We start from the raw sequence: 13,218 nt of genomic DNA, 5'->3' as shown, positions 1-13,218 counted from the left end.
GTTTTTATTCACCGTCAAAACTACAAATTGAAAAGCATGTGATGCCGTCTTGATTAAGTTTATCCTCGCCACCGAGATCCGGTAGCGAAATAACGAAACCGGCGTGTTCAGCGATACCACCCAAACGACGAATAAGATTTGCAGTGGCAATCATGGTGCCACCAGTGGCGAGTAAATCGTCGATCATCAACACTCGCTCACCCGGCTTAATCGCATCTTCATGGATCTCTAAGGTATCCATGCCATATTCTAATTCGTAACTTTCCGAAATGGTTTTTCTGGGTAATTTACCAGGCTTTCTCACTGGCACGAACCCAATACCCAATTCAATGGCTAAGGGTGCACCAAACAAAAACCCTCTGGCTTCTGTGCCGGCGACCTTGTCAAAATTCATTGGTTTGAAAACGTCAATCATGAGTTCGATACTGGTTGAAAATGCCTGATGATCTTCAAGTACAGAGGTAACGTCTCTAAACATAATCCCATCTTTGGGATAATCGACTACGGTTTTTATTATGGACTTAATATAATCAGCTGACACGGACATCCTCTTTGCGACAAGCTTTAATTTAACAGGCTTACAGGTAGTATACGAACCATCCCATAATTACATGGCTAAGCGGGATAGCAATCAGTACAGCTACGGCAATCAAAAAGTAGGTCCAGTTGAATGGATCTTTTGTAGCAGTGGGTTCTTGCATGATTTGGCTCCAATGTATGCATGTTTTCGAAGCGCTAAATAGTAATGCAAAGAGCCTAAAATTAACAGTGATTAATCTTCTGGGATCAGCAGAATTTGCTGTTTTAGAAGTTGTTCTATCGTTTCAATGACACCCGTTTTAACTTGTTTTGCTGGAATTTGCGGCAATGCATCTACCATTTTCTGCTCGATGTCATCGACAAATAATGACTCATTTTGTTGAAATAACTGCAGCATATGAGCCGTCACCGCATTGACCACGGTAAAACCAACTTCAAAATCCACTTTTCGGTAAACCACAATGTATACAGCAGCTGAAACTTCCACCGCTTGATTGCTTTTGCTAAGTTGATGGACTGGGTATTGATAACCAGCAAGGGTTGAGGCTTGAGAGAGCGATACTCGCTCGACGCTGGAGTGGCCATCCCAAGCAACAGCAGATTGCTGTGTTTTGCGAATACTGATATCAAGCTCTAACCATTCATAATGAGCAAGCTCTTTAAAGAAAGCCGGATCGTCATCACTCTTTTGGTGTTCATTACTTAAATACTCAACAAATTCCTTGCTGATATCGACGAAGTACGGAGAGCGGCAGGCATGCTTTATAAAAAACTGTCGGGCAAGTTGTTGCCATTTTTGCTCACCGTAAATACTCGCTAAAACCGGAAATCCTGAATTCAAAAAACCCAGTATATTATTAAAAAATAATTCACGATAAATTTTTAATCGCCGATCTTCGATATCTGCGCTCAAAGTAGCAGATTGTGGATCTCTAATGTGGTTAACAAAGTCGGATTGAATTTGTTGGAAAGACTTCATTTAAGCGGATACTCCAGCTAGTGGCTGACTTTTTTCGACCCGTTGTTGAATTGCTTTGATTTTCCGCACTTCAACAAGGAGCTCTTGTATAGGTGGAATATTAAAATCTCGCTCCAATAATGTGGGGAAAACCCCATGCAATTGGTAGGCTTGCTCTAATAAGTCCCACACTGGTTGAATAACGTCAGCGCCATGAGTATCGACTTTGAGATCATCTGCTTCGTCGAAGTGTCCAGCTATATGACCGTATGCAATTTTACCGCTGGGCAATGCTTGCAAAAATTCAGCAGCATCATAGCCATGATTGATAGAGTTAACATAGATATTGTTGACATCAAGCAACAATAAGCAGCCTGAGCGTTCTAGTACTTCTAGGGTAAATTCTAACTCAGACATTTGTTGACCTGGCGCAGCGTAATAGGACACATTCTCCAGAACCAGCGGCCGCTGTAAAATATCTTGTACCTGTTTCACTCGGTCAACCACATGCTCAACCGCTTGTGATGTGAAAGGAATTGGCATTAAATCGTACAAATGACCTTTACCAGAGCAATAACTTAAGTGCTCGCTATAAAAAAGCACGTCGTGTTTGTCTAAAAACGTTTTTACATCTTTAACAAAAGCAATATCAAGCGGATCCGTACTGCCAATTGAAAGGGATAAGCCATGATTTACGAAATTAGATTGAGACGTAATTTGCTGCAACTGCTGTTGGTATTTTCCCCCTAAAGGGATCCAATTCTCCGGTGCGACTTCCCAAAAATCGACTTCGGCTGGAATTGATTGCAGCAGTTCGTCAAGCATTTCGCGTCTAAGTCCTAAACCTACACCTGATAATTTTTTGTTTATCACCATCCACTCTCTATTCACTCTGAATCTTTGTAGCCACATTAAAAAGGTCGGCAATGCCGACCTTTATTCTAGCATTGGGTATTGTTAGTGGTTAAGCTTGACCACCACACTTACCTTCTTTAGCTGCTTTGTCGCCGCCACATTTGCCTTCGCCGCACTTGCCTTCTTTAGCTGCTTTGTCGCCGCCGCACTTACCTTCGCCGCACTTACCTTCTTTAGCTGCTTTGTCGCCGCCACATTTGCCTTCGCCGCACTTACCTTCTTTAGCTGCTTTGTCGCCGCCACATTTGCCTTCGCCGCACTTACCTTCTTTAGCTGCTTTGTCGCCGCCACATTTGCCTTCTTTTCCGGCTTTATCACCGCCACATTTGCCTTCACCGCACTTGCCTTCAGCTGCCGATTGCATATATCCCGCATCTAAAGTTTGAAGACCAAAAGGCGTTGCTGCATTTGCGCTTAAACTCACAGATGCTAGTGAGCCGATGACGACCGCGCCGACCGTTGAGGCGATAGTTGTTTTATTAATCTGTTTCATAATTTTTTCCTTTCAACATTTTGTGTGAGTTCAAACACGCTTGTGGCATTCAAACGATTAGACCCTTGTACCTTAAAATTTATTTCAGTTTATTTAGTTTTGTTTGATTAATCGCCCACTGGCGCAAAATATCCGCCCAATCACAATTTTCACACCGAATTTACACAATTATAGAAAACAATTCACCTGCGTCACCTTAAGACTCCGCGAAATTTCGTGGGTATTTTTTTCAATATTCATCGCGATTAATTCGTTTTCCTCCACTAATTTTACATAAACAGGGGGAAACCCCTATGGAAGTTACGCTCGCCTGATGAAAATCTAAGCCTTCAATAATCACTGCAAGGTTTTACCATGAAAAATATAATTAAAAATAAAATGAATTTTCTGTCGGCGTCCATTGCTATAACGTTGGCGAGTGCGTCACTACAGGCCAAAACCTTTGACCCTGAACTACAATCCTTGTTGGCTGGCTCTGGTCACGACGAGTTGCATCAAGTCATTATTTCATTTGATCAACAAGGCGCACCTAGCAGTGAACAACTAAATGCATTAAACGCCTTAGGCATTAGCGGCGTTAGCATGCAGAGCTTGCCCATTGTTGGCGCCTTGGCAACCAAATCACAAATTGAAGCTATTTATGCCCGTGAAGACGTTGTGTCTGTTTGGGAAAATGAAGCCATCACATTTGAGAACCATGAAGCCACTCAACTTACTGGTGTGCAACAATTGCGTGCTGATAAAAACATGCGTAACAAAGGTATCCCTTACTCTGGACGGGGTATCGGTGTAGTTGTTAACGACAGCGGTATCGATGGCAATCACAACGACATAAAATTTCCACAACACGTGGTACAAAACGTAGCTGGACAAGCCAACTTACTTGCTGACACCGGAATAGTTCCTATTCTTTATCAAGAAAACATTGCCAATACGGAAGTGGCCACCGGCCACGGTAGCCATGTAGCAGGCACAATTGGTGGCAATGGTGCAATGAGCAACGGCCTGCACACCGGTGTTGCGCCAGGTGCAGATATCATCGGCTATGGCTCGGGAGCTTATCGCTATATTCTAGATACGATGGGCGGCTTTGATTACGCCTTAACTCATCAATATGATTACAATATTCGCGTCATTTCGAATTCATTTGGTCAAACCAATGATGTAGGATCTGATTTTAATCCAGATCATCCTACCAACATCGTCACCAAACGCTTATCTGATCGCGGCATTGTTGTGGTCTTCTCAGCCGGTAACTCTGGCTCAGGCGAGTCGACTATTACGGGTAACTTTAAGAAGGCACCATGGGTCGTTACCGTGGCCGCTGGCGACAAAAATGGTAACTTAGCTGATTTTAGTTCTCGCGGTGTTGCCGGTAAAGGCGGCGTAGTTGAGGTTGATGGTGAAGCATTCGAGTGGGAAGATCGGCCAACCATCACAGCGCCAGGCGTTGATATAGTCTCGGTGCGTTCAAGTACCAATTATAGTAACGCAATCTCTATTTCTAGTGATGCTGATTTTATGGATCCTGCACAGGTGCCCTTTTACACAGTCAATAGCGGGACGTCGATGGCGGCACCGCACGTGTCTGGGATCGTTGCTTTGATGCTCGAAGCCAATCCAAATATGAGCTGGCGTGAAGTGAAAGATATCCTTCAAAATACAGCGACTAATATGCCAGGTCGGGCACCTTGGGAAGCGGGTGCTGGTTATGTTAATGCCCATGCTGCAGTCAAAGCGTCTCTAACAATGGATTCACGCTTTGGCGATCACAATAAAACGTCAATGGAATTCAATGCCGGTGCCAACTTATCAGCTCCGTTATCAGAAGATATTCCAATTAGTTTTTCTCCCGTAGGCGAAACTGAAGTCAAAGAATTCTACGTTGAAGATAACATTTCGATGATTATGGCCACAGGCACCATCGAATTAGGTACGGCTTTTGTGCTTGAAGACCCTGCTGGTAATCGTTATAGCTCAGGCATTGGACTTGTTGGCGTTCAAGGAACTAACCGAGCAGCTTCAGCTCCTGGCATGCAAGGCACGTGGAAACTTTACATGGGTGGTATAGGAAGTATCTCGGGTACTAGTGTTGATCCTTTGCGATTAACTAACGGAGTTGCCGCTCCTGAGTCAACCGTGGTTACTGTTAAGCAATTCGCAATTGGTAGTTACTACGGCATCGATGATGCTATTGGCCATCCTGCAGAAAGCTTTATCAAATATGCCGTTGCAAGTCACATGATTGATGGCACCGAGAATGGGTTTAAACCTGATAACACTGTAACCAAAGCAGATTTAGCCAATATAATGATGGTTTATGGTGCAGTTCGTCAGTCTAATGCAGGCGATGCCAACACCTTTATCGATAGTGATGAAGCAACAGCCGCAGCGATGAATGCAGTCGTTACTGAGGGCGCATCACTCAAAGATCGCGCATATGCAAATGACGGCGTCATGCAATCTGACTCAAGTGACGTGTTTGGTGCTAATACTATTGTGACCCGTGAAAATCTTGCCTATACCGTGGTGCAAACCTTGGGGCAACAGCAAGCCGCTAATGACGTTGATTCAGAACAGCCTTTGCAAGTATTCATGTTTGACCAATGGGTAGAAGTTGCTGACAGCCACTTGATTGCGCCAGAACTACGTGGGCACGTGCAAGTAGCATTGAATTTAGGTGTACTACAACCCTCATTCAGTGTTGAACAAGGTCCTTATGATTTGGAGCCAGTTTTAAAAGCCCATTTTAACCCAAACAATCAAGTCACTCGTGCTGCAATGGCAATGACACTGACACAATTGACTCCGCTCATGGCGCAGTAACATGTCGTAATCGTTTCAATAACGTGTGAAAAAGGCAGCTTTGGCTGCCTTTTTTGTTGCCAATTAATTGGTGGTGGTAGGTGTTGTTAATAAAAGTGTAATCCGAACTCAGTCCAGATAACTAATGGGCTGGCGTATAACACCGAGCTACATGAGTATTTAATTTTATAGTAGCTGTCTTAATAATTCTTTATGTTTCAGTGAGGGGTCAACTTAGGTCTTAAGTTAGGTGTCCATGTGATTTTTTAAGGTGGGTGTCTTCGTAATTCTTTATTTTTCAGTGAGTGGGCAACTTAGTTTTTAAGGTGGGTGTCCTTGTTATTTCATTTTCTAAAAACTTTTACCGTTTACCTAGCAAGCAAGTTATACAAACCAAATAGACTAAGCACGGAGAAGGTGTGCCCTTAACGTAAATTTAACAGTGACTGTCCTCGTAAATCGTTTGGGTATTTAATTTTATAGTGGGTGTCTTCGTAATTCTTTATTTTTCAGTGAATAGTCAACTTAGTTTTTAAGGTGGGTGTCCTTGTTATTTTGTTATTTCGAAGCTAGCAATGATTGAAGGCGCGATTAACTATAGAGTGGGTGTCCAGTTTATTTATTGTTGCATCAACATCGTTAAAGTCTCGCATAAAACCTTGTAATGAATTTATATTTGGATTGGGTTATGCACTTGCGTACGTTTTCAAAAGGAATTAAGAAAAGATATGTCGTAATACGAATTTAACGCGTTAATTTAAACAGGATTAAATTCCACTCATTACAATTTAAAAAACGGCTAATGAATTTAACTCTAGTATGATAAACGAAGTTAAAAAATTGCGGAATTGTAGATTCCATGTTGAACAAACTTGCTGGTGAGTATAAAAGCAAGGCAAAAAAAAGAGGCCAATGAGGCCTCTTTGCTATTATTTAAAGTATGGCTTATTGAAAGTATTGAGCAGACAAACGTCCTGCTGTAATTGCGTATTCACCACGAGATACTCTGTAATCTGGGTTAAACGTAGCAGTTAGCGTAGGCATCAAGTCGTATGGACCTTGTTCTAAACCATAATTAACGTTCAATAATGAAAGTTCTAAGGCCACTTGCACATAACCTTTCAAATGCTCTGGAATACTATTTTGATCCGCAAGGACAATACTTTGACCTTTGTAATCAACAGTTATGTCACTGTTCACATCAAAGGCTAATGCCGCGTCTTCCATCCCTAACACTTGTACCAAGCTGTAAGCAAGGTCTAGTTTAGTAACACGACCTTTAGGATCAAAGTCACCACCTTGGTTAAGCATAATTGGCATTTGATTGCGCGTATCGTCTTTTAATGCACCACCTGAAACTGAAACAGACTCAGCAAATGCTTTGTATGCTTTAGGCACAGAGGTAAGCTGAGGTTGTGACTCGTTATCTAGGTCACGATATTGGCGAACTGCACCGCCCATGACTAAATATTTAGCCAAGTCTTTGCGTTTTAACTTCGCATCAGGACGGAACCCACGGTCGTTAAAACCATCGACTAATCGCTCGCCAACAGCATACTGAATGGCTTTTTCATAAGGGTGACCTTCGATATCGTCAACGCCTTCAAAACCAATTAAGTCTTCAAAGGTGATGGTGACATCATAATAATCAGGTGACATTGGACCGTTAGTTGCGCCAGCGGGATCAATTGCAACGCCTGATAACGTAGTGATCCCATCAACACGAACTGTCCATATTCCTTCCATCGCAGGTGCAGCTACGCGCATTTGTGTGGTTAACACCGGTAGCGTCATGTTTCCAAAGTATTCATTTCCTAGGGGATCGATTAAGACTAATTTGGCAGTATTGGCAAAGGTCATTGCGGAGGCTTTTACCCATACAGCTTCTGGATGCACTTCAAATTTAAACTCATCAGGTAATACAGGTTCTGTAGAACCTACAGGTGTTGCCCAGATAGTATCTTCATAGGTTTTGTCGCTAATTTCAATCACTGCATTTGCATTGAAGCTTTTCTCCTGCAGGTTGTTTACCGTTGTCTTATGATCCATATCATAATTTTTAGCTGCAGCAACTGCAGCACGTGCATTGATATAACCTGCACCCACTTCGTATCGCTCATAACCTGGCATGTTAGTTGCCGTTTCTTGAATCAACTTTTTGATAGTCGAATTATCAAGACTAGGGTTAGCTTCAAGCATCAAAGCAACAATACCTGATACATGAGGTGTTGCCATCGATGTACCTGATATCATGGTATAGAAAGGGATATGAGCTTCATCCATTGCACCTATGTCATTCGCTTTACCGTTTGCACCAGCATTGGTAGTGGCACGAGTTGAGATGATGTTAACCCCTGGAGCAACAACAGTGATTTCATTGTTGTAGGTCCATTCAGAGCCATCTGGCATACTAAAGTCCCCTGATTCCCACTTGTAACCACGTGATGAGAAGTTCGCTAAGGTGCCATTCTTTTCGCCAGCGCCAATCGCCATTCCCCACGGGATTTGGGCATACGGATTGTTTGTATCTTCACCTGAACCTGAGTTTCCAGCAGCAAAAACAGACAATATGCCCACTTTATGCGCTTTGTATGAGGCAAGCGCCACAGGGCCTGTAGGATCAAATTTACCACTGGTTCCCCAAGAATTACTCATCACTCTTAAAGGACTCTCGTAGCTATAAACATTGCTAATTGCATAATCATACGCACCTATCGTATCCAAAATAGCAATAACGGCCCCTGACCCATAACCAACTAACTTAGCATCAGGAGCAGCACCAACGTATTTACCATCAGACATAGTCCCTAAACCCGCGATGGTTCCAGCAACGTGTGTGCCGTGCCCAGAATTGGTATCAGTATTGGGTTGATTTTTTATCACCATGCCTTCCGTTACGCCTGTGATGCGCAATGCATTTGCATGGGTGATACCTTGTACGTTATCGATTACTTTGTCACCGAAGAACAAATCAAGGTGAGTGGCATCAATACCAGAATCATTCACCATAATGGTGACGCCTTTACCGGTATATTCCATGCCGTTACGAGCAACAAAGTCTTCCCCCTGAAGAGCATCTACTCCAGTAATTTGACGAGCATCTGAATTAAAATATTCTAGTTGGCGATTTAGCCAAACAGAGCGCACATCATCACGTTGAGCGATGGCTTGGATTTGATCTACGTTTGCAACGACACCGATAATTGGAACAGATGAAAACTGCACAGCTTGGCTGATACCTAGCCCTGACAAGTGCTCAAGTTGATCCGTAGAAACAGGATCCAATTGATTGTAAGTGACAACCGCCATTACCGTTTCAGCGCTAGTCATAGTTGGTAACAATTCAGCTAACTGTTTACCAATTACAGCTTCAGCCAATGCATCAGATGGTAGTGTTAGCGCCATAGTTGCAGCGGCTAAAGCATTTATAGTGAATTTTTTCATCATCTTGCTCGCTCTAGTTATTCAAAGAATGTAAACGTTTTGTTGCAAGTAGTGTGGCGAGTTGAAGGTGAATAAGAAATAGGGGGTTACCCCCAATTTCCCAAAAGAGATACCCCATAAAAATGCCCCGCGAACGGGGCATTGATTTGCGAATTGTCTATCAAGATTATTCAGCGTTGGCGCTGGTTCCAGATATAAAGTACATGTCGTCGATCTTATTAGCGATAATTGCGTAACTCGCACGCGTAACGCTATCTTCAGGGTTAAATTTGGCAACTAATGTTGGTTGCAAATCAAATGGCCCCTGCTCGACACTGTAACGAACACCCATAAGTCCTTCGTTTAGTGCGATTTGCACAAATCCGCGCATATTTGCTGGAATTGCATCTTGATCAGCAAGCGCAATCGTCTCACCATTGTAATTAATGGTGATCTGATGATCCTCACCTAGATCTAGGGCTTCCTGAGTCTTACCGATAACTTGCACCAAGCTATACGCAAGTTCAGTTTTCGTTACTGCGGCTTTGCCTCTAAAATCACCATTATCAGCCATCATCACAGGACCAAACTGTTGTTTAGCATCTTTTAATGCAGCACCAGACATAGCAACAGATTCTGCATACAGACGATATTTGTTATTCACACCGCTCAGTACAATATCAGCTTCATTGTCTAAACTGCGATGTTGACGTACCGATGCCCCCATGACTAATGCTTTCGCTAATTCTTGACGAGTTAGGTTTGCATCTGGTGCAAAATTACCAGAAGGACGACCGTCCATAAGACGTCTTAGCACTGCTGTTTCTATTTCGCTTTCTAACGGATGTCCGACCACATCACCCATGCCTTGGTTTCCAGTATGCATATCCTGCCATGCCCAATAACTTACGTGATTATCACTGGCATGTTCGGTTTGCGCATCTTCTTCATATGCGACTCCTACTGGGGGGATTTCAAGGCCAAAAGCATCAGTTTGCATTGACAGGCGCCATGTACCTACTTGAGCTGGTGCACTAACGACAGAGTTGCCATCCCAAATAGGATCTGTCCAAGGACCTTCATAGATTTGACCATCTGGGGCCTCTACAACTACTTTAATATTGGTTAATGCTGTCACCCCAGCGGTAACAGTTTTTGCCCCCTCTTCAACTTCAAATTCTACAACTTGTGATTCTAGTGCTTCAAACGCAAGTGCTCCTTCACTTAGAAGCTGAGCTTCCATATTAACGTTGGCATTAAAGACGGTATCATCACTATTGTTAACCGAGTTTTTCTGATCATCATCGAAGCCTTTAGCAGCTGCAACAGCGGCACGTGCATTGATGTATCCCGCACCGACTTCCCAGGACTCATAACCAGGCATGTTGGTAGCTGATTCTTTCATTAGCTGTTTGATTTGGTCAATGTTAAGAGAAGGGTTGGCTTCCATCATAAGCGCAGCTACACCTGCAGCATGGGGAGTTGCCATCGAGGTACCAGAGATACGAGTATAAAAAGGTAGGTGCGCTGGTTCGATAACTAAATCATCATCCCCGCCATTAGCAACCATATTGGTTGAAGAGCGAGTTGATATTGTGTAACGACCTGGGGCTACTATGGTGACTTCGTTATTGTAGGTCCATTCTTGTCCGTCCGGCATGGTGAATGTACCTGTTTCATATTCTAGACCGCGAGAAGAAAAATCAACTAAGTTACCGTTAGTGTCACCCGCGCCCACTGACATACCCCATGGGATCTGCGCGTAAGGGTTGTGACTGTTTTCGCCAGATCCTGAGTTACCAGCGGCAAAGACAGATAAAATGCCAAACTTATATGCGGCATATGAAGCCGTCACTACAGGGCTTTTAGGATCAAATTTACCGCTCGACCCCCAAGAGTTGCTCATAATACGCAGTGGATGTTCATAATCCCATATATGATTAATTGCGTAGTCATAACCGCCGACGGCATCTAGGATAAACAAGCCCGCACCTGAACCATAACCAACTAGGTCAGCATCAGGAGCCACACCTTTGTATTTACCATCTGACATGGCACCAGAACCTGCAATAGTGCCAGCGCAATGAGTACCATGGCCTACGTTTAGATCTGTATTATGTTGACCGCGGACCACAAAACCATCAGTGATACCGGTTTCAGCTAAATCTAAAGAATGAGTTACCGCTTGAACATTATCAACAACAACATCACCAAAGAAAAGATCTTGATGCGTCGCATCGATACCGGAGTCGTTAACCATGATGGTCACGCCTTTACCCGTATACTCAATACCGCCATTACGGCTCATGAAATCAGCGCCTTGCACTTTGTCCACACCAGTAATTTGACGAGAATTGGCATTAAAGTAGTCTAGTTTACGGTTTAACCAAACTGAACGTACATCATCACGAGCTGCAATCGCTTCAATTTGTGCGGCATTAGCAACAACACCCATTACCGGCACAGCCGAAAACTGAACTCCTTTGCCGATACCTAACGCTTTAAGCGCACGAATTTGCTCAACAGAAACCGGGCTCATTTGCTCAAATGTAATTACCGCCATTACTGTTTCTTCGCCGCTCATTGTTGGTAGCACTTGTGCAAGTTGCTCACCAATTTCAGCTTGCGCCAGCACCTGAGTAGGTAATGTGATCGCTAAAGAGGCTGCCGCTAAAGCAGTTAATTTAAATTTGTTCATCTATTCCAAACTCCAATTGTTAGATATTTGTTATATTTGTTAGATTTCCTAAATAGTCTCTCAATTGAAAAGCAGCTGGAAAATAGGTAGTTGCCCCTATGAGATGAATAAAATCAATAATAGAAATAAACTAATAAACCTCCTCCCTACAGATTAAAAAATCTACTAGTCCCAGCGGGAACTAGTCGTCCCAGCGGCAAAAACCGTCATCCCAGCATGTAGTTAGCTGGGATCTTTCTAATCCCATGTCAAAAGACAAACAAGATCCCGCTCTGTGTGTATTAAAAAGCAAAGCAGGGATGACGGTAGTTGTATGCGTTGTGAGAGATGACGGTTTTTTTTAACTCCTCGATAACAGCTAACGAGGTCCCCACCCAAGAGCACTGTGGGGATTACGTTTGTTTAAACTCCCTGATAACAGCTAACGAGGTCCCCACCCAAGAGCGTTGTGGGGATGACGTTTGTTGTTTGCGTTGTGGGGATGACGGTTGTTGTTTGCGGTGCGGGGATGACGGTTGTTGTTTGCGTTGCGGGGATGACGGTTGTTGTTTGCGTTGCGGGGATGACGGTAGTTTTATGCGGTGTGGGGGTAAGGCTGGTATTTTTAGGAACGCAGTTCCGCCCAGCCGCACGACAGCACATGGATGTGGTGGCTGGGTGCGTTATCAGGGATGAGTTCATTTTAGGTTTTGTACCGTTTAAAGCGAAGAGCCTACGTGTTTTTAACCCTCGACAACAGCTAATGAGGTCCCCACCCAAGAGCGTTGTGGGGATGACGGTTGTTGTTTGCGTTGTGGGGATGACATTTCTTTGCCATTACTTTTTACTCTCACATGGGGGTGGAAGCGGTTGTTTTTAGCTTCATAGAAGCGTCAACCGATGGAACGGGCAGCAGGGATGCTGCACTGGACGATACACCATGGATGGTTTACACCTAGCCGCTGATTACGTGGACAGGCATTGCTTGACCCCCCGATGGGTATGGTTTCTCTTGTGGGTTTGCACAGCGACGCTGGGCTTAGGAGGAAGGCTACCTATGCAGGTAACGATAAAGGCGCTTCGTTAGGTAAATCGCAGGCATAAAAAAAGGCTACCTAAATAGGTAGCCTTTCTTCTAATGGGAGCCTGGCAGTGTGCTACTCTCACACGGGGGTAAGCGAGGATGTTTTAGGAGCGAAGCTCCGCCCGAGCGCACGACCGACATGGATGTCGGTCTGGATGAAGCCACAGGGATGTGTGACACCTAGCCGCTGATTACGTGGACAGGCATTGCATGACACCCCGATGGGTATGGTTTCTCTTGTGGGTTTGCACAGCGAAGCTGGGCTTTAGGAGGAAGGCTACCTATGCAGGTAACGATAAAGGCGCTTCGTTAGGTAAATCGCA

General features: G+C 43.9%; 7 protein-coding genes. 1 reads left to right on the top strand and 6 read right to left on the bottom strand.

What is annotated here, in order from left to right:
- Positions 1-4: 4 nt before the first annotated feature.
- The 4 genes from apt to ABD036_RS18180 form a co-directional block, all read right to left on the bottom strand.
- Positions 5-541, bottom strand: coding sequence for an adenine phosphoribosyltransferase (apt, locus tag ABD036_RS18195; protein WP_343862508.1), 537 nt, complete (start codon positions 539-541; stop codon positions 5-7).
- Positions 542-772: 231 nt separating this feature from the next.
- The gene (locus ABD036_RS18190) at positions 773-1,519 is read right to left on the bottom strand and encodes an HvfC family RiPP maturation protein (RefSeq protein WP_343862507.1); all 747 of its coding nucleotides are present in this window, start codon (positions 1,517-1,519) and stop codon (positions 773-775) included.
- Positions 1,520-2,371 (bottom strand): HvfB family MNIO-type RiPP peptide maturase, encoded by an 852-nt coding sequence (locus ABD036_RS18185; RefSeq protein WP_343862529.1) that lies wholly within the window; start codon positions 2,369-2,371, stop codon positions 1,520-1,522.
- 91 nt (positions 2,372-2,462) lie between these two features.
- Positions 2,463-2,906, bottom strand: coding sequence for an HvfA family oxazolone/thioamide-modified RiPP metallophore (locus ABD036_RS18180; RefSeq protein ID WP_343862505.1), 444 nt, complete (start codon positions 2,904-2,906; stop codon positions 2,463-2,465).
- A 354-nt stretch (positions 2,907-3,260) separates the two neighbouring features.
- On the opposite strand from ABD036_RS18180, the gene ABD036_RS18175 reads away from it, so the two are divergent.
- Positions 3,261-5,732 carry a S8 family serine peptidase gene (locus ABD036_RS18175; protein ID WP_343862503.1) on the top strand — a complete coding sequence of 824 codons (2,472 nt, stop codon included), beginning with the start codon at positions 3,261-3,263 and terminating at the stop codon, positions 5,730-5,732.
- 924 nt (positions 5,733-6,656) lie between these two features.
- Here ABD036_RS18175 and ABD036_RS18170 read toward each other — a convergent pair.
- Entirely contained in the window at positions 6,657-9,155 is a 2,499-nt protein-coding gene (locus ABD036_RS18170; protein WP_343862502.1) for a S8 family peptidase, read from the bottom strand.
- A gap of 166 nt (positions 9,156-9,321) precedes the next feature.
- A complete protein-coding gene (locus tag ABD036_RS18165) occupies positions 9,322-11,832 on the bottom strand; it encodes a S8 family peptidase (protein WP_343862500.1) in 2,511 nt (836 codons plus the stop codon).
- Positions 11,833-13,218: the final 1,386 nt, after the last annotated feature.

This window comes from Aliiglaciecola litoralis (assembly GCF_039523355.1).
GTDB lineage: Bacteria > Pseudomonadota > Gammaproteobacteria > Enterobacterales > Alteromonadaceae > Aliiglaciecola > Aliiglaciecola litoralis.
Note: the sequence above shows the minus strand (reverse complement) of the source record. Positions and strands in the feature narration are given on the sequence as shown.